General features: G+C 42.9%; 19 protein-coding genes. 15 read left to right on the top strand and 4 right to left on the bottom strand.

What is annotated here, in order from left to right:
* The first annotated feature begins 6 nt into the window (after positions 1-6).
* Positions 7-2901, top strand: coding sequence for a DEAD/DEAH box helicase family protein (locus K8B83_RS12485; protein WP_188740468.1), 2895 nt, complete (start codon positions 7-9; stop codon positions 2899-2901).
* 73 nt (positions 2902-2974) lie between these two features.
* Here K8B83_RS12485 and K8B83_RS12480 read toward each other — a convergent pair whose 3' ends face one another.
* From K8B83_RS12480 to K8B83_RS12465, 3 genes are all read right to left on the bottom strand, one after another.
* Positions 2975-3814, bottom strand: coding sequence for a CLCA_X family protein (locus K8B83_RS12480; RefSeq protein ID WP_188740469.1), 840 nt, complete (start codon positions 3812-3814; stop codon positions 2975-2977).
* Between the two features lie 488 nt (positions 3815-4302).
* Positions 4303-6681 (bottom strand): PAS domain-containing protein, encoded by a 2379-nt coding sequence (locus K8B83_RS12475; RefSeq protein ID WP_188740470.1) that lies wholly within the window; start codon positions 6679-6681, stop codon positions 4303-4305.
* A gap of 3 nt (positions 6682-6684) precedes the next feature.
* Positions 6685-7092 (bottom strand): response regulator, encoded by a 408-nt coding sequence (locus K8B83_RS12465; RefSeq protein WP_188740471.1) that lies wholly within the window; start codon positions 7090-7092, stop codon positions 6685-6687.
* A 255-nt stretch (positions 7093-7347) separates the two neighbouring features.
* On the opposite strand from K8B83_RS12465, the gene K8B83_RS12460 reads away from it, so the two are divergent.
* The gene (locus K8B83_RS12460; protein WP_188740472.1) at positions 7348-8037 is read left to right on the top strand and encodes an Hpt domain-containing protein; all 690 of its coding nucleotides are present in this window, start codon (positions 7348-7350) and stop codon (positions 8035-8037) included.
* An 87-nt stretch (positions 8038-8124) separates the two neighbouring features.
* The gene (locus K8B83_RS12455) at positions 8125-8943 is read left to right on the top strand and encodes a RecX family transcriptional regulator (protein ID WP_188740473.1); all 819 of its coding nucleotides are present in this window, start codon (positions 8125-8127) and stop codon (positions 8941-8943) included.
* Here K8B83_RS12455 and K8B83_RS12450 read toward each other — a convergent pair.
* A complete protein-coding gene (locus K8B83_RS12450; protein ID WP_188740474.1) occupies positions 8940-9782 on the bottom strand; it encodes a mechanosensitive ion channel family protein in 843 nt (280 codons plus the stop codon). The genes K8B83_RS12455 and K8B83_RS12450 overlap by 4 nt on opposite strands.
* 364 nt (positions 9783-10146) lie before the next feature.
* On the opposite strand from K8B83_RS12450, the gene hyaA reads away from it, so the two are divergent.
* From hyaA to K8B83_RS12390, 12 genes are all read left to right on the top strand, one after another.
* The gene (gene hyaA, locus K8B83_RS12445) at positions 10147-11283 is read left to right on the top strand and encodes a nickel-dependent hydrogenase small subunit (RefSeq protein WP_188740475.1); all 1137 of its coding nucleotides are present in this window, start codon (positions 10147-10149) and stop codon (positions 11281-11283) included.
* Positions 11284-11285: 2 nt separating this feature from the next.
* Positions 11286-12989 (top strand): nickel-dependent hydrogenase large subunit, encoded by a 1704-nt coding sequence (hyaB, locus tag K8B83_RS12440; RefSeq protein WP_223417372.1) that lies wholly within the window; start codon positions 11286-11288, stop codon positions 12987-12989.
* 30 nt (positions 12990-13019) lie between these two features.
* Positions 13020-13685, top strand: coding sequence for a Ni/Fe-hydrogenase, b-type cytochrome subunit (gene cybH / locus K8B83_RS12435; protein WP_223417371.1), 666 nt, complete (start codon positions 13020-13022; stop codon positions 13683-13685).
* 5 nt (positions 13686-13690) lie between these two features.
* Entirely contained in the window at positions 13691-14245 is a 555-nt protein-coding gene (locus K8B83_RS12430) for a HyaD/HybD family hydrogenase maturation endopeptidase (protein WP_223417370.1), read from the top strand.
* On the top strand, positions 14232-16127 hold the full coding sequence (locus K8B83_RS12425) for a NiFe hydrogenase (RefSeq protein WP_223417369.1): 1896 nt from the start codon (positions 14232-14234) through the stop codon (positions 16125-16127). Before K8B83_RS12430 ends, K8B83_RS12425 begins: the two co-directional genes overlap by 14 nt.
* Positions 16128-16167: 40 nt before the next feature.
* Positions 16168-18645, top strand: a complete 2478-nt coding sequence (gene hypF, locus K8B83_RS12420) for a carbamoyltransferase HypF (protein WP_223417368.1) — start codon at positions 16168-16170, stop codon at positions 18643-18645.
* Positions 18646-18785: 140 nt separating this feature from the next.
* Positions 18786-19520 carry a hydrogenase nickel incorporation protein HypB gene (gene hypB, locus K8B83_RS12415; RefSeq protein ID WP_188740481.1) on the top strand — a complete coding sequence of 245 codons (735 nt, stop codon included), beginning with the start codon at positions 18786-18788 and terminating at the stop codon, positions 19518-19520.
* Between the two features lie 2 nt (positions 19521-19522).
* Positions 19523-19762 (top strand): HypC/HybG/HupF family hydrogenase formation chaperone, encoded by a 240-nt coding sequence (locus K8B83_RS12410; protein ID WP_188740482.1) that lies wholly within the window; start codon positions 19523-19525, stop codon positions 19760-19762.
* Complete coding sequence (hypD, locus tag K8B83_RS12405) at positions 19762-20889, top strand: hydrogenase formation protein HypD (protein ID WP_223417367.1); 1128 nt, start codon at positions 19762-19764, stop codon at positions 20887-20889. Before K8B83_RS12410 ends, hypD begins: the two co-directional genes overlap by 1 nt.
* The gene (gene hypE / locus K8B83_RS12400) at positions 20879-21886 is read left to right on the top strand and encodes a hydrogenase expression/formation protein HypE (protein ID WP_223417366.1); all 1008 of its coding nucleotides are present in this window, start codon (positions 20879-20881) and stop codon (positions 21884-21886) included. The genes hypD and hypE overlap by 11 nt, the downstream gene beginning before the upstream one ends.
* Entirely contained in the window at positions 21886-22230 is a 345-nt protein-coding gene (locus tag K8B83_RS12395) for a hydrogenase maturation nickel metallochaperone HypA/HybF (protein ID WP_223417365.1), read from the top strand. The genes hypE and K8B83_RS12395 overlap by 1 nt, the downstream gene beginning before the upstream one ends.
* A gap of 79 nt (positions 22231-22309) precedes the next feature.
* Positions 22310-22474 carry a hypothetical protein gene (locus K8B83_RS12390; RefSeq protein ID WP_188740486.1) on the top strand — a complete coding sequence of 55 codons (165 nt, stop codon included), beginning with the start codon at positions 22310-22312 and terminating at the stop codon, positions 22472-22474.
* Positions 22475-22547 lie beyond the last annotated feature (73 nt).

The raw sequence follows: 22547 nt of genomic DNA, 5'->3' as shown, positions 1-22547 counted from the left end.
TAATATATGAAGTTAGCAGAAGGACCTGTATTAACCAGCGGTGGTATGGATGACCCGCTTTTACCTAAGTTATTAAAAGCGATTAATCGCGCGACCTCAATTGAAATATCTGTTTCATTTATCCAGCAATCAGGGCTAAATCTACTATTTGACAGCCTATGCGATGCGTTAGAACGTAATGCCTCTATTGCTATTATCACCTCAGATTATCTGCATATCACAGATCCCGTTGCACTACGTCATTTAATGATTTTGCAATCTCGTGGAGCGCAAACCAAGATATTTACTTGCCAAGCCCAACAAAGTTTTCACATGAAAACCTATATTTTTGTGAAACAAGAGTTGGATTCAACACAAACTGGCAGTGCATATATTGGTTCTAATAACATTAGTAAGACTGCATTAACCTATGCCTTTGAATGGTGCTTACGCCATGATTTGGTCGAAAATCAGCACCCAAATGAATTCGATTACATTCGTGAGCAGTTTTCAGCGATATTTAATCATCCTCAGGCTATTGATTTAAATATTCAATTCATCAACGATTATGCAGAGCAACGAAAAAAGGTAAAACCGCCTTTAGTGATTGTTAATGAAGTTGAACCTGAAGATATCGCCCCTAACTTTGCCCAACAAGAAGCCTTAAATGCATTAACACAAACACGTGTAGAGCAACTATCTAAGGGCCTAGTTGTTTTAGCAACAGGTATGGGCAAAACATGGTTAGCCGCATTTGATGTACAACAATTTAATGCCAAAAAAGTGCTCTTTGTAGCACATCGAGAAGAGATTTTATTGCAAGCTGAACGCACCTTTAAGTCGTTACTACCTATGCTTGTCAGTGGCCATTTTAATGCCAGCTCAAAGGTTCTGGATGCAGATGTTGTGTTTGCCTCAATACAAACTTTAGGCAAACAAAAATACTTAAACGAGGTCAAACCTGACTATTTTGATTATGTGATTGTCGATGAGTTTCACCATGCTGGAGCCTCTAGCTATCAGGCTTTATTGAACCATTTTACGCCCAAATTTTTACTTGGCTTGACCGCCACACCAGAGCGGACCGATCAAGCTGATATTTTATCCCTGTGCGATAACAATTTGGTGTACGAAAAGAACATCGTTGACGGTATTGAGTTAGGCATTTTGGTGCCATTTCGTTACCAAGGCATTAATGACGAAACCGTAGATTATCGTGATTTACCATGGCGAAATGGTAAGTTTGATCCTAAAGCGCTTGAATTCAAATTTGCCACACAAAAACGGGCAAAACACATTTTTGGTCATTGGCAATCATATAAACAACAACGCACCTTGGCATTTTGTGTGTCTAAAGCACATGCAGACTTCATGGCTACATGGTTTAAGACTCAAGGCATAAACGCAGTGTCTGTTCACAGTGACTCTCAAGTAAAACGTGGTGAGGCACTGAGTCTATTAGCCATGGGCAAAATTGAAGTTATTTTTTCGGTCGATTTATTCAATGAAGGTACGGATTTACCCTCAATTGACACGATTTTGATCTTGCGCCCTACTGAGTCAAAAATCTTATTTTTACAGCAGTTAGGCCGAGGTCTACGCACGTCACCCGACACTAATAAAACCTATGTATCAGTCATCGACTTCATTGGAAATCATATTAGCTTTTTAAATCGTCCAATGGCATTACTGCAAACAAGCGATGCCAAAAAGACATTAAAAGAGCTCGACGCGCCAAAGCTTCATCCAGACTGTGTTATTAACATCGATCCACAATTAATCGACTTTTGGCGACAACTGAAACTCGATTACACCAAAGCAGATGAACAATATCGATTACTCAGAGATAATTTAGGGCATAGACCAACAGCAACTGAGTTTTTTAGAAGTGATTATGCTTGGAATAAAATAACCAAGCAGTTTGGTAGCTGGTTTGAACTTGTGTTAAGCCAAGAACAAGATGAAAGCGAAAATAAGCAAATAGCTAACCTAGCACCTTATCTGTCATTTCTCAGTCAAGGCATAGAAAAAGCATCAATGAGCAAGTGTTTTAAAGCCATCTTACTAGAAGCATTTATAGAATTAGATGGTTTAAATCAGCCACCCACAATTGAAGCTGTCTGTGTTAAAAGTTGGCACATATTTAAGCGTTATCCCAAGCTATGGGTTCAAGATGTTAAAGCCGACTTGCAAACCATCGATGCAAACTCACCTAAATGGAAAACCTATTGGCTGAACAATCCAATTACGTTTTTATGCAAACAAGATAAGGCCGACCCACAGCCGTGGTTTGTTGTAAAAAATGGCCAATTACAAGCCAATATTGAAATAAATAGCTCAGATATCTCTCTGTTATCAATGGCAATCAGAGAACTAACTGAATTACTGTTAGCGCGTTACAGCGAGCGTCAAAAGTCCAAAAATCTTGCTATTAACAATGAACAAGACAATGTGGTTTCATTCACTAAAACAGCTAATACCAAAGACTCTGTTCAACTTAATTTTTACCCAGATTTAAAAATTGCCTGTGGCCATTTTAAAACGGGTACTGATGATAATCATGAGTTACTCAAACTAAGCAACACATACAGTAAACTTGATCCCACGATTTACTTTATAGCCCCAGCAAGCGGTAACTCGATGAATGGTGGCAAGAATCCCATTCACGATGGTGATTTATTATTACTTGAACGTGTTACCGCCATTAATGCAGGTTCAATAACAGGTAAAATCATGGCAATCGAAATACAGGATGACGCTGGCGACAATCAGTATTTACTGCGAAAAGTGAGTAAATTACCAAATGGTCAATATCAGCTTAATGCACATAATCTTGATTATGCGCCCATGATTGCCAATGAAAGCATGGTTACGTTTGCACGATTAAAGCAGGTATTAAGTGCTGACGATATTGTTAGATAACAAAAGATGATTAAAGAGGTTATTAAACATGTGTACGCCATGCGATAGGCAGTTATTTAATATAAAAAAATGCCTATCCATTCTCTTGCTTATCAAATGCCACTCCGAGCGGTTCAAAATATTCCATTAAGGCTGTGTAAATTTCACGACAATGCTCGGCGTCAGGATGTGCGCCTAGCTTTGATAGTGGTGAGTTTATAGTACTGTTTACCAGGTAAGGATTGCTGATTTGTGCGTATTGATGTGAATACATTTCAATGCAGGATTCAAAAGCGCGCGCCATCATTTCGGTGGGTTTAGCAAAATAATGACAGCGTTGTGATTTGTCTAATGCGATTGAGCGGCGTACATAATCGTGGGGTTCTTGGCCGTTGGCGCTTAACAAGGTAACTTTAAACACATTAGCCAATTGCTGATTAAGCGGGTGATTTACTATGGCTTTGTCTGCCAGCCAGTTGTCGCTGGCACAGGCTAAAGCACTTTGGTATGGGTCTAGCAGGTTGTGGCTCGTGAACATTTTACTGGCGATGTAGTGGTCGAATGCATGCCAAAACTCGTGGGCTAATGCCCCTGCTCCGGCATTTTTGGCTAACGCCAACTCTCGATGCATTGGTGCATAATGTGCTTGTACGCCTTTTTGCCCGCCTGAGCCAAAGGCAAATTTTAGGCTACCACGTAAGCCTATTAATGCAGGTGGAACCCGTAAAATATTGGCAAGATCGGCCAGTGAGTCAAAAATTAAGTTTGCGGCTAATGCCGACTCGGTTTTATTAACCCATTTACCCACACGAATGTGGCGTAAGGCAAAGGTGTGTTTGATGTCTAAAAAGCTCACCGAGCAGCCATTACGATAGTCTGGGCCGATACGCTCAAAGTAGCGCTGGTGATTTAATAACGAATGATGTGACGCCAAACAGTACCTCTGATCTACAAACTGAACTGACACTCTTTTAACGAGGTAGTTTACAACTTTAGTGCTTTTGAACGTAGCGAAATAAATGGATATGCCAATGAATTAGCCGTAAACACAGCCTGACCACCAGCATATTTATGCAGCCTTATGCTCTTTTATGCAAAGAAGAAAGGTATTACCCTCGGTAATTTTTTAACCCCTACGCGCAAAAGTGAATAAATAGTCAAAAAAAGCATTTTGTTTATTAAGTATTCAATGAGGTTGCCATTGATTTACCGCAAAAGGTGTTAATTACAGAAGATGCACACAATAAAGTGTTTGTTGTATAACAATCCGCAGTTTCTTAAACAACGCCATCACATTACAGGCTGTAATGTGCTTGAATTGTTGAGCAAAGCAGCCACAACACCCAATAAGTAATCACTCATCTATGCACTGGCCAATAAAAATCCCAGTGACAGGTTTGCGTTACTGGGATTATGTAGACTTTATTTCATTATGGGTAAGCGTACATAAAACCGGGCGCCTGAGCCGGGTTCAGATTGATACCCTATGCTGCCGTTCATCGCTTGTATGAGCTCTTTACACAGTGCTAACCCTAACCCTGTGCCGCCTTTTGCTTTTGAGCTACTGGCGTCAGCTTGAGAAAAACGTTCAAATATTTTGCCTTTAAAATCGTCAGGTATGCCACTGCCTTGATCTTGTACTGCAATTTCAATTTGTTCGTCCATCAGCGTAGCAGACAAGGTTACGCTTTCGCCTTGCGGTGAAAACTTAACCGCATTAGACAAAAAGTTGGTCAAAATTTGCAGCAATCTGTGTTCGTCGACAAACAATAACAGCTCATCCATTGGCTGATTAACTTGTAAGGTTAAGCTTATGTGGTGTAAATCGGCATAGGGTTGATGATCTTTTAAGGCGCGTTGAAGTAGCGGCATAATGTGAGATGGCTTCATTTCAAATGACATTTTGCCTGCTGCAAGTTTTTCAATATCGAGTAAATCGTTAATTAACCGACTCAGTTGTTGACAGTTACTGCTGGCGATGTCGATGAGTTTTTGGGCTTTTTCAGGCAATGCGGCTAACTTGCCAGACTGCAATAGGGTTAACGATCCAAAAATTGAGGTTAACGGGGTACGTAACTCATGACTGACGGTAGAAATAAAATCATCTTTTATTTTTTGTAATTTCATCCTGTCGGTAATGTCTTGTACCGAGCCAATCATAATTAACTCTGGGTTTTTGTCTTCAGACACGAGTTGGCCTAGTTCATGTACCCAACGTACCTCGCCGTTAGGGCGTATAATGCGATGGACGACATTGTGAATACCGGTGACTCTTGCTTGATCTTCGCTTTTTTCAACTTTTGCCACATCGTCGGGATGTATTGCGCGTTTAAATAAGCTGACACTTGGGCTAAAGTCTTGCTCATTTAAACCAAAAATTTGGTAAATGATTGGCGACCACCATAATGTGCCCTGTTTGAGCGACGCTTGCCAATAGCCGATTTGCGCCTGTTCGCTGGCTAGGTCGAGGCTTTGCTGTGCAATGCCAAGCTGTATATTTAGCTCTTCTAGTTTGAGGTAATGCTCTTTGGTTTGAGTAATATCTTGTATGTAACCATGCCACAAGGTGCTACCGTCTGGCATTCTTTCTGGTGTGGCACTGCCTGATAACCACTTTAGCGCATTGTCGTTACTGTGTACTCTGTACTCCAACTCCCAAACACTAAGGTTCTGGCTAGACAGCTCAATACTGTGAGCGATTGCTTCTAGGTCTTCTAAATAAATTCTGTTAAATGCTGTTGATGCGTCTAGGCGCACTTCTTCTGGCGTGACACCATAGATGGCCTCAATACCTGAGCTTGCAAATGGAAATGCTGAGCGACCATCTGGCCAAGACTGAAATTGATACACCACCCCAGGCAGCTCTTGTGTCAGTTTGTAGAGTTGATCTCGGCTTTGCTTTAAGGCTAACTCGTTCACTTTTTGTGTTGTGATATCGGCGTGGGTACCGCAAATCATTAGCGGCTTACCATCTTTGCTGTAGCTGACAACTTTGCCGCGAGCCCTCACCCACACATAATGGCCGTGTTTGTGTTTCATGCGGCATTCGATGTCATAAAAAGTAGTTGAGCCGCTAAAATGATCCTGTAATGATTGCTCAGACAGGGTTAAATCGTCGGGATGCACCTTGGTTAACCAGGTGTCTAGAGATATCGGGGTTAGCTCTTCAAGTTGGTAACCAATAATTTCGGCCCAACGTTCATTTAATACGGTTTCACCTGTTTGTACATTCCATTGCCATGTGCCTATTTGAGTGCCTTCGAGCACTAGCCGGTACATTTTGTCGCTTTCAAGTAGCTCCGAATGAGCCTGTTCTTGTAACCTGTCTACGATTTCTTGCTCAATACTCTTGGCAAACTGCTCTGCGATTTGGCGTTCTTTGTCGGTAAATTGGCGTGGTTTGCTGTCGATAAAGCAAAGCGTACCAATGTTTGCCCCATTAATTGACAAGGGCACACCGGCATAAAAGCGAATAAAGGGGGCATCAAGAACCAGCGGATTATCTGTAAATCTGTTGTCGACTACGGCGTCGGGTATTTCAAAAATCTCGTCACCTAAAATGGTATGGCCACAAAAAGAAATATCTCGGTGAGTTTCGCATGCATCAAGACCTTGCCTTGATTTAAACCATTGTCTATCGCTGTCGATTAATGACACTAGAACAATCTCAGTGCCTAAACAAAGCTGGGCTAAATGGGTTAAACGGTCAAAGCGCGGCTCTGGCTCGGTATCTAACAGGCCTGTGTTGAACAATGCGCTCAGTCGTTGTTGCTCTGTTTTGGGTTTAACAGGCTTTTGCATTAGTTACTCCGAAGAATGATTGTCTGCTGCGGTAATAAACGTTTGGTAGATGGTCGCTAATTGATTACCAAGGCTCATAGGATCAAATGGCTTTTCAATAACAGCGACGGCGCCCGCATCGAGATATTCTTGCTGTTCTGATTGTTGTATACGTGCGGTCATAAACACAACTGGGATCTGTTGATAAGATGACTTTTTACGTAATTCAATCAGCGTTTGTAAACCGTCCATACCTGGCATCATGGCGTCGAGCAAGATCAAGTTAGGCGTATATTGTTCTACCTGGTTAATTGCATCTTGCCCGCTTGCACAAGACACCAGGGTATAACCTGAAATATCCACTAACGCCATATCAACAATAACTCGTATCGATTCATCGTCTTCTATGTGTAAAATTTTCTCTAACGGCATGTTAACTCCAATTAGTTGAGGCCCTGAGCGACATCTAAAAATGACAACATTACACTCACAAAAGCATAACAGACCTTAATATTGTATTATTATTGCTAATGTAGCAAACTAAGCTATTGAAAAAATGGATTGAATAAAAAGATTGAATCATTCATTTAATATGAATAATTTGGCTTATGTACCTATGTTGCACAACAGACGGTGTGGACAAAGCAATTACCCACCGTTGTTATTAATGCACAAAGAGGCGCTGTTATGAATGCAGATAAAAAGCACGTTAACCCGCCCAAGGTTGACAGCGCTTGTGCACAAAGCTCAGATGATAATGGTTCAACAAATACCAGCATGACGCTAGACTCTTTGCTAAAGCCCTTTGCTGGTAATGTGCAATTTTATCGGCGTTTGCTCACGATTTTTCAAGCTAATCTTACCGAGCAGCTACTCACCATTGATACGTTGATGTCACTAGGCGACAGTAAGGCGCTTTTGGTTACTGTGCATACGCTTAAAGGCACCTCAGGTACGGCGGGGTTTGCTAGTCTTCATCACGCCTTGTATGACTTTGAGCTTGCATTAAAGCAGCTTAGTGACTATGACAGCCTTAATGCTCCGCACATTGTCAATTTAGCCAAACACGTCGCCGCTGTCGCGCATACTGAACTTAATGACATTAACGCATTATTGGCCACCAGTAATGAACAAACCGCTACTCACACATCATCGGCATCAACGTTAGGCATTCAGCCCTTACTCAAAACGCTGAAACAACAGTTAATTGATAATAATCTTGATGCCATTGAGCTTTGCCAACAATTACAAGCCAATACCGCTAATAATAGTGCCATTAAGCCTGAGTTATCCGCCCTTATTGACGCTGTTGAGCAATTAGACTTTAGCCAGGCATTACATATTTTAGCGACGATAGATCTCGCGGATTATGATTAGCCGTGTTGTTTTATGGTGAGGCTTTAAAATAAGCCAGTCCAGTTTCTGCTAGATTATTTTTTATTTACTATTAAAGATCAGTCCATTATGCCACGTACTACACTTCGTCAAGCTCAAACTATTGAACATGTATTGAGTCATGCTTATTGGCACCTTGGCCAGCAAGATTATACCGTGAATGAAATGCAGCAAAAATTGGCGCGCAAAACAGATAATCCACAATGGATTGCCACCGTGATTGCGAGATTGATTGACGCTGGATATTTAAAAAATGATGCTGATTTTACAAAGCGCTATTGTGAGTTAGCCTTTAGCCATGACATTGGCCCAGGCGCGATTAAACGTAAGCTGCAACAACGCGGTATTGCGATGGCAGATATTGAAAGCGCCATCGAGCACGTTATGCATGCACTACAGGTTGATCCGTTAACAATGGCGAGCACAAGACTACAAAATAAATTTGAACAGTTTACCGGCACCAGTAAAGAAAAAGTTTATGCTCACATGACCACCAAAGGCTTTACTCACGCTGAGATAGACCACGCGATATCTCAGCACCCTGAGCGCGATTCACTTCGTTCTACCTTAGCCATTAAAGCAGACAAAGCGGATTTGCGTCAGGAGATCATTAAGCTGTTCAATAAAGGCAAAGGTAAAACCCTCATTTTGCAAGAACTCAAGCAACGCTTAATTGATGTAACCGACTTTGAAGACACGGTTTATCAACTAAGCCTGGCTGATGACATCGATTTTTATCAAAGCTGTAAAAACCAGTTAGCAAAAAAGCGTTATGATTTAACCGATTATAAGGATAAGTCTAAAGCCTATGCGTATTTGTCTCGCAAAGGCTTTAGCAGTGATGAAATTAAACACGCAATGTCGCTTGATGACGATGAACGAGATTAAGCCTGCTTAAAGCGTTGTTCAAACGCCTCCATAAAATCTTGTCTTATTTTGTGTTCTAATGCGATCGCCCGCTCTGTAGGGCAAAAAATCATAATGTTGACGTTTTGTTCACCCGTTGCGCCGCTGCTGATATGAATGTGCGGCTCGCTACCCGGCAAATCAACACCTGCATGTTTTTCAATCACGCTGTTATAGCGTTTAGCGACCTCGATAAAATCTTCGCAATAAGATTCAATTTTGTTTGTGAGCTCAGGCAATAATGGATACAAATTCACAAATTGCGCTACGGTAATGGTCATGTGGTGGTACACATACCGTTTCATAAAGTTATGGTTTTTTACGGCATAAGTAAAAAACATGCTGTTAGGTAATGTGGCTGTTTTACCGGTGAAATGGTACTGACCATTGACCAGATCGATTTCTTGGATCACGGTTGCCATTAAGTTGTGTTCAATTACCTGGCCGTAAATATTGCCCACTTCTATCCAGTCTCCAATCACAAACGAGCGCGAACTCGCCCGCTGTATCGAGCCGGTAAAACATAAAATAATTTCTTTAGAGGCAACAACAAAGGCAATAGCTATTGCGGTTACCGACAAGGCAAATTTACTGACTTCGGTTTGCCAAAGCATAAATAACATTGTGATTGTTAATAGAAAAATGCCATTTTTGCTGCGTGAAATCCATTTACGCTGCCTGTCGGTTAAAAAAGACACATTGCCACGAATAATAGCGACTAGCCATTGCTTGAACAGTGATATCAATACAATTAACAGTGCGGTTAATAATAATTTGTTTTCGAGAAGAAAATCGGTGACTAACGTTAATGTTTCTACCAAACCTGCTACCTATTTTTATTTGTTTTTTTAGTGATTAGACACTAGCCGACACTTTATGGCGATTGGGGGCAGAAAACAAGGTTATACCGGTAATAGGTTTCAATTCCACTATGTGTTCACCCACCACCCATAACTCGATGTGGGTAGACAGGATCTCGCGATGGAAACTGAGACATTTTGTCTATTGTCATTTTTGTTAACTTGATCAACATCATGTATTTGACCAAATTACCGCACTTAGAGTAAGGGGAAGTATGATAATTTGATTTACATCAAAGTGGATAATTAACCGAGTTTTAATATTGATACTGATGGAATGCAACTATTTATTAGCACCACGCTAAATTAAGCAGAAGGTATCAACATGGACACACATGCAGCCCTTTATAAGCAAGGCCAAGAGCGTCTTGATTATTTACGCCAATTTGCCCAGCGTCAGCCCAAGTCATTACAACAAAAAATGGCCGACATAGGCATATCTCGTCGAGACTTCATTAAATGGACCGCATCGGTCACCGCAATGTTTGCTCTACCCTTACCCTTTAGTAATTTGGTCGCCGAAGCGGCTGAGTTAGCTGATAGGGTGCCGTTAATTTGGCTGCACATGGCCGAATGTACAGGGTGTTCTGAGTCGCTCATTCGGACTGATTCGCCCAATTTAGACAGTCTTATTTTCGACCATATCTCGCTTGAATATCACGAAACCTTAATGGCGGCTTCGGGATGGCAAGCAGAAGAAAACCTAGAGCATGCCTTAGAAACCTACAAAGGCCGTTATTTACTGGCAGTTGAAGGTGCAGTGCCTACGGCCAATAACGGCGCGTTTTTAACCGTGGGTTGTAAAGGTCACACTGGGCTGCACATAGTTAAAGAGGCTGCGGCCAATGCTGCGGCGATTGTGTCTGTCGGTACCTGTGCAGCCTTTGGTGGTGTACAAGCGGCGGCGCCAAACCCAACCGGTGCTAAAGGCGTGCACGAAGTGGTGAATAAAACCGTTATCAATTTAGGCGGTTGTCCACCGAGTGAAAAGAACATTGTTGGCACGTTAATGTACTTCATTATGTTCGGCAAATTACCTGCGCTTGACATGTTTAACCGACCCAAATGGGCTTATGGCGCACGGGTACATGATAACTGTGAACGCCGCGGCCGTTTTGATGCAGGTGAGTTTGTTGAAGAGTTTGGCGATGAAGGCGCTAAAGAAGGTTACTGCTTATACAAAGTGGGTTGTAAAGGCCCTTATACCTACAACAACTGCCCAACAGAACGCTTTAACCACCACACCAGTTGGCCTGTGTTAGCCGGTCATGGCTGTATGGGCTGCTCTGAACCGAATTTTTGGGATGACATGGCGGATTTTGAAAAACCGTTAGGACGTCAACTTTTACATGGCATTGATGCCACCGCTGACACAATTGGAGCGGTAATTTTAGGTGCGACCGTTGTTGGTATTGGCGCCCATGCTGTTGCTAGCGTATTTGCTAAGCCTTTGGAGGAATAATCATGAGTAAACGTGTCGTAATCGACCCTATCACCCGTATCGAAGGCCATTTACGCGTAGAGGTAGAAGTTGATGACAATAATGTCATTACTAAAGCCTGGTCATCATCTACCTTGTGGCGTGGCATTGAAGTGATTTTAAAGGGCCGTATTCCAATGGATGTGGGCTTAATTGTGCAGCGTATTTGTGGTGTTTGTACTTATTCCCACTATCGCTGCGGTACTGAAGCGGTTGAAGATGCATTAGGGGTAAAAATTCCGCTCAATGCAAAGTATTTACGTAGTTTGATGCAGTCGTCGTTATACATGCACGACCATATTGTGCATTTTTATCACTTACACGGTTTAGATTGGGTTGATGTGGTCTCGGCATTAAGCGCCGACCCAGCTTTAGCAGCCAAGGTGGCCATGCAATATTCTGATGCGCCCATCGCTGCAGGTGAAGGTGAATTAAAAGCAGTACAAGCACGAGTAAAAGGGTTAGTTGAAACTGGCAAGCTTGGCCCCTTTGCTAATGCGTACTGGGGCAATGGTACTTATCGCTTTAGCCCTGAACAAAACCTTATTGCGTTATCGCACTACTTAAAAGCGTTAGAAGTTCAGCGTGTGGCAGCCGAAATGCTAGCTATTTTTGGCGGTAAATCACCTCACCCACAATCGATTGTGGTGGGTGGTGTTACCTCTGTACGCGACATGCTAAGCCCTGCACGTTTACAAGAGTGGAAACAAAAACACGCTATTGTACAAGACTTTATTGAGCGTGCTTATCAAGCTGATATTGTCATGGCAGCAGAGGCTTTTGGCACTGAGGCCAGTGTGCTTGGCGGCGTTAATGTAAACAGTTTCTTGTGTGGCGATGATTTTATTATGGCCGACGGCGAATACTTGTTTAACCAGGGGGTAATCATTAAAGGCGATTTAGCCAATGTGATGGACATTAATCCTGATTTAATCCGCGAAGATGTTACCCACGCCTGGTACAAAGCCGATGGTCCACAGCACCCTTATGAAGGCACAACGGTGCCAGATTACACAGGGTTTGTTGAACGCGACACCGTGTATGGCAAATTGCCCACGTTAGATGGCGATGGTAAATACTCATGGGTGAAATCACCGCGCTACCAAGATGAGCCCGTTGAGGTAGGCCCACTCGCCTGCTTATTAGTCAACTACGCCCGTGGTAATCAAACCGTGGTAAATGCCGTTGATGGTCTGTTGGCTCGCACTGGTTTACCTATCGATGCGCTATTTACCACCTTAGGTAGAACCGCTGCTCGTATGTTGCAAACCGTGCTCGTCGGCCAGGCCAGTTTAGCCACGTTTGATGCGCTATTAACCAATATGCAGTCAGACGAATCAACCTATGTAAAACCTGAAATTGACCCTAATAAAGTTTATGAAGGTTACTCCATGATTGAGGCGCCACGCGGCATGTTAAGCCATTGGATCCGCATTAAAGATGCCAAGGTAGAAAACTATCAAGCTGTGGTACCCACCACCTGGAATGCTGGGCCTGTAGATGCTAATGGCAAAATGGGGCCATATGAAGCATCACTTATTGGCTTAAAACTTGAAGATCCAACTAAGCCATTGGAGGTCATTCGTATTATCCATTCGTTTGATCCTTGTATGGCGTGTTCTGTCCATGTGATGGATTACAACAAGCAAACGCTTGGCCAATTTAAAATTGATCCTAACGGATTTTAATTAGGCTGTTGGATTAGGAGGGATAAAAGTATGGAACATATCGCAACCCACCACAGGAAGCTGATATTTACTCCGGCAATTCGCATATTTCACTGGCTGAGGGCCTTGGCCATTTTGGTGTTGGTGATCACGGGATTTTATCTCTCGTGGCCATTTTTAGTGGCACCAGAAAGCTCTGATGTGCTGGTGCAAGGCTGGATCCGCTTTGCACATATCGTGTTTGGCTTTTTACTCACAAGTATCACCCTAGTGCGGTTTTATTTGTATTTTTTTAGCCGCAATAACATTGAGCGAAAATCGTTTAAGGATGTACTGAGTATTAACAGCTGGATTGTTCAGCTTAAATCTTACATTTGGATGGGGCATTTGCATAAAGCTGGGGTTTACGGCCCATTGCAGTTTGTCACCTATGTGGCCATTTCGTTTGTGGCATTAATCATCTGTATTACCGGATTGGTACTGTATGCCAATGTGTATCACTTGGGTGTAGGTGGTTTACTCGCAGACGTATCGGCCTGGTTAACAGCCTGGTGTGGCGGATTAGCTAACTTACGGATTATTCATCACTATTTAACATGGGCATTTATCATCTTTGTGGTGATCCATGTGTATATGGCGGTGTGGTCTGGTATTCGCTTTAAACATAACTCTGTCGACTCTATCGTGTCAGGTTACGACTACCATAAGGATCACTAATAAGCGTGAAAAAAATATTGCTGTTAGGTATAGGCAATGTATTGTATGCCGACGAAGGTGTCGGCGTACATTTTGTCAATTATATCAAAGATAAATATCAATTTAACCACGCACATGAACAACTGGATATTATTGATGGCGGCACTTTAGCCCAGGGGCTTATTCCCATCATTTGTCAGTATGATCATTTGATTGTGGTTGATACCGTAAACAGTGTGGGCGTCGGCCCAGGCGAAGTGTATTTTTTTGATTTTGACCACGCCCCAGCTGAAATTGACTGGCAAGGCAGTGCCCACGAAGTCGAAATGCTGCAAACCCTCAACATGATGGACATCGTTGGCGATAGACCGCATACCTTTGTGTTAGGTGTAACCCCAACCGTTATTGAACCCATGGTTTTAGGCCTAACCAATCACCTGCTTGATGCAATACCCACAATGGAAAAGGCACTGCTTAGGCATATGTCATCCATTGGTTTTACCTATGACTGCGTTGCAGATATTGCCATTAGTCATGTGATCCCTGATGCCTATAAGCGAGGTTGCTATGTCGATGCATAACATTCGATTTGATTTTGTTTGCCAGCGCCCGGTGCCATTGTACGAGCATTTATGTAATCACTATTTAACACGTACGGCGTTAGCCATTAGTATTGGTTGTGAGCCACAACAAGAAGATGGGGCCGTCTGTTATTTTATTGAGGCTTATGCTCAACAAGCACAGCTTGAGTCGTTAGCCGATGACATTGCCAGTGACTTTTTGCTGTCGGTTTGGCTGCAAAAAACTGAAATTAAACGCATTGAATCTAAAACAGGTAAAAACACACCGTTTGCGGATATTAAGCACCAAGGCCTACCCTTGTATTTTTGTCAGCATTGTCAGCCGCAATTTGGCGACAATCAACACCCCAACTTTGGTGACATCAACTTAGCTTGTGAGCACTGTAAAGGCCATTTCAAATTAAGCCGTGAGCAAAAATCGTTAACTCGGCTAGACATTGCAGCAATGGCAGGTCAATTACTCAGTGAACAAACCCTTGCTTTACCTATGCTTGGGATCGCCCTGGCAATATCGCCAATCACGGCAAATAACACGGCAAATAGTACATATCAAAGACAACGGATATTAGTGTGTAATCCTAACTCGCTAAACAGCCAATTTTGTGTAAATGACAATCAGGTACTGGCGTTGTCGAGCATAGAAAAGCCCATTTTAAGGGTAAGGCCAAGTAGCGATCACCCAAGCCTTCATGCCCCTTTGTATGATATTCAATTTGCAGAAAATCGCTTACTGGTAATATTAACTGAAATGCTGCGCCAAAAAGGCGTGCATTGGGTGTATGTTTATCAAGATGAAGTAGATAAAGCCAAAATGGATCCGCCTTTGTACCTGGCCAGTATTGCCAAGAGTTGGTTGCCGATAACCAGTTATGCTGACGGCCATATCCCGTTGCCAACAAACCTAACCTGTTTACACGATGAAAGCAGTTATAAAACTGATACCCACAAATATGTGGTAAAAAGCCATCACAACGAATTGGCATGGCATGTTATATCGCTTTGTACGGCTCAACAACAGGCGGCTACTTACACAATAAACCAAAGTGTAACCTCTGCTGATGATGCCAATATTAACAAAAGCCTGCGAGCCCTATCTGCTGGCCTTTTACGCCATAATAGCAACGAGCATTATGGTAAACCCCAGTTTGTAAAACATGCTGCGGTGCTGTATTTCAGTCAACATCACCCATGCCAAATTGTGACCATGGATGATAACAGCCAAGCTGAGCTATTTTTTGAACTGCCTGAGCTTCCTCATAATGGATATGAGTTGTGTCACGCCCTACAGGACTCGGCGCAAAAAAGTTTATTCGACAAATTTAAACAACTGCATCCCAAAGAGTACAACCAGTTACTGGATTTACACTTTAGTGCAAACGATGGCCGGCTCAACCAGTTAATGGCCGCTTGTGCCGTCGTGATTGGCGCTGAGCAAAGCCACAAACGAGACAATAAACAGATCAGTGTCATGGCTTTAGCAGACAGATTTATCTCGTTAGCCATGTCTTACCAGGGTAATAGCGCACCGCGGATTGACTTTCCGTTAACAAAAGGGATGGCACACAGAAGCCTAAATTGGTGTAAAACACTTGGGGCGTTAATGAGTTTTAAACTGGCTGGCGATGCCAATTTGGCAAAACTTGCGTTTGCGTTTCATGACTCGTTTGCCGATTATTTAAGCCATTGGATTGAGCATGTGGATCAAAATATTGGCATTAAACAACTGGTGCTTGCAGGCAGTGATTTTGCAAACCCAGTATTGACCGAACGCATTCAATTGCGCATCGGTAAAAATTATCCGCTGGTGGTTAACCCATTACTCGATCTTGATGGCGTTAATATCGCAATTGGTGGGCTATATCTCAAACAGCGCCGTGGATAAACGTTAAAATAGCACTGTCTAATTTAACGGCAGATTGAGTATGGCATCAGTACAACAAGTGATCATTGTAGTAAAAGGTATTGTACAAGGGGTTGGGTTTCGCCCCTTTGTATATCGTTTAGCTAAACAACTTAATTTACTTGGCACTGTGCTCAATAATCACCATGGCGTAACCATCGAACTCCAAGGTGAGTCAAATGTTATCAGCCAATTTATTAATACGTTAACCACATCGCCGCCCCCATTGGCCAGAATAGACAGTATTGATAAAACCTATATTGAACCATTATCTCCTTTTAACGCATTTACCATTATTGACAGCCAGGCGGTTGATGGCGAGCATGCAAATGTAGCCGTTTCTGCAGACAAAAGTGTCTGTGAGGATTGTATTAACGAGATAAACGATCCGTTTAATCGCCATTATTTATACCCCTTTACAAATTGCACTAATTGCGGCCCACGTTACAGCATTATTAAGGCCTTGCCATACGACCGCTGCAATACTGCTATGGCCGATTTTGTTATGTGTAACCAATGCCACAATGCATACACAGATCCACTCAACCGCCGCTATCATGCACAGCCAGTTAGTTGCCCAACGTGCGGGCCACAATTGCAGTTAACCCTATTAAATGATCGATTTGCACCATTGCTATATAACGACCCTCTCATTGATACCGCTGAACTCATTAAACGTGGCGCCATTGTGGCCATTAAAGGTTTAGGTGGGTTTCATCTTGTGTGTGATGCCGCTAACGACACCGCCGTAAACCAATTACGCTTGCGTAAGCAGCGCCCAGCAAAACCTCTGGCAATTATGGTAAAAGACTTGGCCCAAGCAAAGCTGTGCGTTACGGGTAATGACACAGAATGGCAGGTATTAACTAGCGCAGAGAAGCCCATCACCTTATTAACTAAACAGGTCAACAATCCGCTTAAACTGAGCGAGCAACTTGCCCCTGGAATTGACCGTCTTGGGGTGTTTTTACCCTATACACCATTGCATTATTTATTGATGCAAGCACTCGACAACCCCATAGTGGCAACGAGTGCTAACCGAAGCGGTGAGCCCATTATTGGTAGCAAAGCAGAAATTGAGCGTCATCTTGGGCACGTTGTAGACGCTATTGTTGACCATAACAGGCCCATTATTAATGCTTGTGATGACAGTGTGGTGCAAGTGATCAACCATCAATTACAAGTGATCCGCCTGGCCCGTGGCTATGCGCCATTGACCATAAACCGTCAGGTAGCGACAACCGCTGAGAATGAAAACCAAGCTGCAACTCATGAGTCACTTGGCTGCAATATTTTAGCGGTAGGTGCACAGCAAAAAAATGCTGTCGCATTCGGTTTTGACCATTGCATGATGTTATCGCCGCACATTGGTGATTTGTTTAGTCTTGAGGCACAAACGTATTTTCACCAAAGCTTAGCCACATTTAACCGCTTGTATGACTTTACTCCCAGCCATATCGTACATGACAAGCATCCACAATATGCACCAAGCCAATGGGCATGTAATTACCAACAGCAACATGCATTACCTGCAGCGCATTGCATTGGCGTACAGCATCATTATGCACATGTGTTGTCTGTAATGGCGGTCAATCAACACACGGATAGTGTATTGGGGATAAGCTTTGATGGCACAGGCCTTGGTGACGATGGCGTGTTATGGGGCAGCGAAGTGATGCTTGCCGATATTCATGGGTATCGTACCCTCGCCCATTTTAGTGAGTTTTCGCTTATCGGTGGTGAGCAGGCCATTAAGCAACCTGTGCGTATTTTATTAGCTCTGCTGTTTGAGCATTTATCCGTTGAGCACATCCTTACATTACCGATAAACGCCATTCAACACTTAGGTGAGAATACCGTAAGAAACTTATACACATTGTGGCGTAATAACCGTCACTGTATTCCATGTCGCTCTGTTGGTCGTTTATTTGATGCTTTGGCGGTGGGTCTTAATTTACTTGAACAAAATCAATATGAAGGCCAGGCCGGAATGATGATAGAAACGGCTGCTAATCTCTATCTTAAGCGTAAAACTCACCCAAATACTGGCCACGAAATAAATAACAATGGCGCACAAACCATAACATTACAGCGCATAACCACACCGCAGAGTGGATCTTCAACAATAACATGGAACAGCAGCGCCTTGATCACCGAGCTAGTAACTGCAGCGCATCACACAAACAACCCGCTCGCTGTATCAACACCTGAAAATGTGCATATTCAACAAGTGTGCTGGCATTTTATGGCGCAAATTGCTGAGCAAATCGATGTGATATCGAGAGATTATCGCCATATCCCCATGGTTTTTTGCGGTGGCGTATTTCAAAACAAAACCCTATTAAACCAGTGCTTAACAAACGCTCAGCTTAACCAGCATCCGGTATTAGCAAGTCAATATGTACCCATTAATGACGGCGGTATTGCACTTGGCCAGTTATGGTATGGATTACAAAGATTTATACCAAAAACATCACAGACTCCCCCTGTAACGACTTAGCGCTTGTGGGGCCGATCACATTTTTACACTAGATGCTGCGTAAGGACGCGTTGTTTTGATTAAAAGCTGATATGTGTCAAAGAATCCATGTGTAAGTTATCTGACACTAGAAATAAGAAAAGTCAGGTTAGGGAAATATTATGTGCAAAGATTGCGGCTGCTCTATCACACAGGATCATACGGGTCATCATCATGGCGACCATCTCCACAGCAATCCTCAATTAAACGACAAAAAAACCTTAGCGGTTATTCATAAAATTTTGGATAAAAACGATGTTGAGGCCCAGCATAACCGAGATCATTTTGCCTCTCACCATGTGACAGCGTTTAATTTAATGAGCAGCCCTGGCAGTGGCAAAACCACGCTCCTTGAATGCTTACAAGAGTACCTTGAGCAAAAATATGCGGTGATCGAAGGTGATTTAGAAACCTCACGCGATGCCGACCGTCTGCTAGCTAAAGGGATTAATGCATATCAAATACAAACTGGCTCAGCCTGTCACCTCGATGCCTTTATGGTGCATGGCGCATTGCATCATATGGATTTAAATCCCATCGACATTTGCTTTGTAGAGAACGTTGGCAATTTGGTTTGCCCTGCCAGTTACGATGTGGGTACCCACAAAAATATTGTATTGCTGTCGGTCCCAGAAGGCGATGACAAAATTGAAAAGTATCCGGTGATGTTTCGCCGTGCTGACGTGGTAGTGATTACCAAATCGGACCTTCTGCCTTACTTTGATTTTGATATTGAACAGGCAAAACAGCAACTGCACAAACTTAACCCGAATGTTGAACTTTTTGTGTTATCTGTGAAAAATTCTGATTCAATGAATGCCTTTGCGCAATGGATCAGCGCCAATCTGGAGCGATAATCATGTGTTTATCAGTACCCTCTAAAATTGTTGAAATACATGATGATGCAAGTGTAACTGTTGACACATTAGGCGTTAAGCGCCGTGTAAGTAGTCATTTAATGACCGAGCCATTAAGCCCAGGTGACTATGTATTAATACATATTGGTTTTGTAATGAATAAAATCGATGAGAAAGATGCCCAGCAAAGTCTCGATTTATACCAAGAGATTGTTGAAAAAATGCAACTGGAGTCTGAGTAATGATTACCCTTAATGATTTCTATCAAGGGTTTCGAGATCCAAAAACCATTGCACATTTAGCGGCACTCATACGTGAGCAAGCAGCACTGACCACAGCGCAAATTAATATAATGGAAGTGTGCGGCGGCCATACTCACACCATTATGAAATACGGGTTATTGCAACTGCTGCCAAATAACATTCGGTTTATTCACGGGCCAGGCTGCCCTGTTTGCGTGATGCCAAAAGAGCGCATTGACCATGCTACAGTGCTAGCCAGCCAAGAAAATGTCATTTTAGTGACCTTAGGCGATATGATCCGTGTGCCCGGCTCAATGGGCAGTTTGGCGCAATTTCGTTCTCAAGGCTGCGATATCCGCCCTCTTTACGATCCACTCGATGCATTAACCATTGCCCGTGATAACCCAGATAAAACAGTAATATTTTTTGCCATCGGCTTTGAAACCTCAACCCCAATGACAGCAGCATTACTGGCACAGGCAGAAGCGCAAAATATCGCTAATTTGTTGTTTCATATTAATCATGTGCTTGTACCACCTGCAATTGATGCTGTAATGGCAGACAGTCGTGCTCAGGTTAATGCTTTTATTGGCCCAGCCCATGTAAGCGTAATTAGTGGCGCCAAAATTTATCAGCCAGCTGTCGACACCTACAACACGCCTGTGGTGGTGTCTGGCTTTGAGCCTGTTGACGTGATGGAGTCGATTTTACGCATTGTTAAACAAAAAGTGGCAAATGAGGCGCAACTCGATATTCAGTACAGCCGCTCTGTGACCTATGAAGGTAATGTCGCTGCACAGCAACTGGTGAACAAATACTTTATGGTGCGAGACAGTTTTCGTTGGCGCGGACTTGGTCCCATTTCGCGCTCAGCACTAGCCTTAAAGCCCGAATATCAACACCGAGACGCCGAACGTATCTTCGTTAAGGTGCTACCAACAGCCGAAATCGATGACCATAAAGCCTGCCAGTGTGGCGACATTTTACGTGGATTAGCTAATCCTAAAGACTGCAAGGTATTTGGCCGAGGCTGTACCCCACAAACGCCATTAGGCAGTTGTATGGTGAGCTCAGAAGGGGCTTGTAACGCTTATTATCGCTATGGAGAGGTGCAAAATGGCAACTAAAAAAACAGTTCAACTGAGCCATGGTGGTGGCGGTAAAGAAATGAATCAGTTAATTACTGAGATGTTTTTTAAGGCGTTTAATAACCCTATTTTAGCCTCACAAGAAGATGCCGCCAAATTAAAGATGTGTGGCCATATTGCCTTTACCACTGACTCTTTTACCGTTTCACCACTTTTTTTTGCTGGTGGCGATATTGGGAAATTAGCCGTCGCTGGTACTGTCAATGATCTTGCCATGATGGCAGCACAACCAGAATATTTAAGTTGCAGCTTTATTATTGAAGAAGGTTTTGCGCTTGATGACTTAAACACCATAGTGAACAGCATGGCTGAAGAGTTACATAAATCTGGCGCCAGAATTGTCTGCGGAGACACAAAAGTAGTGCCTAAAGGCTGTGCCGATGGGCTATTTATTAATACCTCTGGTGTTGGGCGCATTTTAAACCCCGATATTTCAGTACGTAACTTACAGTTAGGCGATGCGATTATTGTCTCTAGAGACATAGGCCGTCATGGCGCTGCAATTTTAATGGCTCGTGATGGGTTAACCCTTGAGTCATCGCTATACAGTGATTGCGATACGCTGTGGCCTATTGTTGAGCAATTACTGGCAGCAAACGTCAAAATCCATGCGATGCGCGATGCCACTCGAGGGGGAATTTCTGCAGTATTAAATGAATGGGCTGTAGCCTCTAATGTTGGCATTAGTGTAGATGAAACCGCCATCCCAGTATGCGATGAAGTCAAAGGCTTATGCGAATTATTTGGATTTGAGCCTTTTGATTTAGCTAATGAAGGCACCTTTTTAGTATCTGTGCCGCAAGAGATTGCCTTGGGCGTGATTGAAATAATGCAACGTTATGGTCATTGCGAACACGCAGCCATTATCGGCCATGTCACTGATAAACAAGTAGGCAAAGTGATACTCAACACGCCTTGGGGTAGCAGCCGCTATTTAGATTTACCCCAAGGAGAATTATTACCAAGGATCTGTTAATGCACGAATACTCGATTGTGATGTCATTAATGGAACAATGTGAAGAACTTGCATTAGCTAACTCAGCAAAATCCATTGAACAGGTTGAGCTTAAAATAGGCATATTAAGTGGTGTAGAGCCAGCATTGTTAGCTCAAGCATTTGACACCTTTAAACTTGAAACACGATGCCATAATGCAAAACTGGTGATGAATATTCAGCCATTAGTGTTGCAGTGTCGTACCTGTGATAAGCAATCAGAAGTACAAGAGAGAACCATTATTTGCCCGGTTTGTAATAGCCATCATACACAGGTGATAGACGGCGAAGACATGATGTTAATGCAACTGGTATTAGATACTTGAAATTGTTTATTGGCTTATTAACAACACATTACACAACAAAAAGCGCTACAACAGGTGCAAAACAAAAGGACCACACACCATGAAATATTTATCACTCGCCTTCATCCTGGCCACTATTCCGTCTCTTGCTATGGCGCATGAGGGACATGGTGGTGTTGGGTTGTTTCATCATTTATTAGAACTAACACCAGCCATTGCTTTGGTTGCTATAGCTGCATTTATTTATTGGAAACGCAGTAAGTAACCAATACTAAAAGAAAAGCTTACAGACATTAAAAAGCCTTCCAGTGGAAGGCTTTACTGCTGTTTGTCACCTA

The sequence above is a fragment of the Shewanella inventionis genome (assembly GCF_019931735.1).
Classification (GTDB): domain Bacteria; phylum Pseudomonadota; class Gammaproteobacteria; order Enterobacterales; family Shewanellaceae; genus Shewanella; species Shewanella inventionis.
The sequence above is the reverse complement of the archived record's forward strand: the minus strand, read 5'-3'. Positions and strand labels throughout refer to the sequence as shown.

Coding starts and splice junctions, on each gene's coding strand:
- K8B83_RS12485 (WP_188740468.1), top strand. CDS start 7: ATGAAGTTAGCAGAAGGACCTGTATTAACCAGCGGTGGTATGGATGAC.
- K8B83_RS12475 (WP_188740470.1), bottom strand. CDS start 6,681: ATGCAAAAGCCTGTTAAACCCAAAACAGAGCAACAACGACTGAGCGCA.
- K8B83_RS12465 (WP_188740471.1), bottom strand. CDS start 7,092: ATGCCGTTAGAGAAAATTTTACACATAGAAGACGATGAATCGATACGA.
- K8B83_RS12460 (WP_188740472.1), top strand. CDS start 7,348: ATGAATGCAGATAAAAAGCACGTTAACCCGCCCAAGGTTGACAGCGCT.
- K8B83_RS12455 (WP_188740473.1), top strand. CDS start 8,125: ATGCCACGTACTACACTTCGTCAAGCTCAAACTATTGAACATGTATTG.
- hyaA (WP_188740475.1), top strand. CDS start 10,147: ATGGACACACATGCAGCCCTTTATAAGCAAGGCCAAGAGCGTCTTGAT.
- hyaB (WP_223417372.1), top strand. CDS start 11,286: ATGAGTAAACGTGTCGTAATCGACCCTATCACCCGTATCGAAGGCCAT.
- cybH (WP_223417371.1), top strand. CDS start 13,020: ATGGAACATATCGCAACCCACCACAGGAAGCTGATATTTACTCCGGCA.
- K8B83_RS12425 (WP_223417369.1), top strand. CDS start 14,232: ATGTCGATGCATAACATTCGATTTGATTTTGTTTGCCAGCGCCCGGTG.
- hypF (WP_223417368.1), top strand. CDS start 16,168: ATGGCATCAGTACAACAAGTGATCATTGTAGTAAAAGGTATTGTACAA.
- hypB (WP_188740481.1), top strand. CDS start 18,786: ATGTGCAAAGATTGCGGCTGCTCTATCACACAGGATCATACGGGTCAT.
- K8B83_RS12410 (WP_188740482.1), top strand. CDS start 19,523: ATGTGTTTATCAGTACCCTCTAAAATTGTTGAAATACATGATGATGCA.
- hypD (WP_223417367.1), top strand. CDS start 19,762: ATGATTACCCTTAATGATTTCTATCAAGGGTTTCGAGATCCAAAAACC.
- hypE (WP_223417366.1), top strand. CDS start 20,879: ATGGCAACTAAAAAAACAGTTCAACTGAGCCATGGTGGTGGCGGTAAA.
- K8B83_RS12395 (WP_223417365.1), top strand. CDS start 21,886: ATGCACGAATACTCGATTGTGATGTCATTAATGGAACAATGTGAAGAA.
- K8B83_RS12390 (WP_188740486.1), top strand. CDS start 22,310: ATGAAATATTTATCACTCGCCTTCATCCTGGCCACTATTCCGTCTCTT.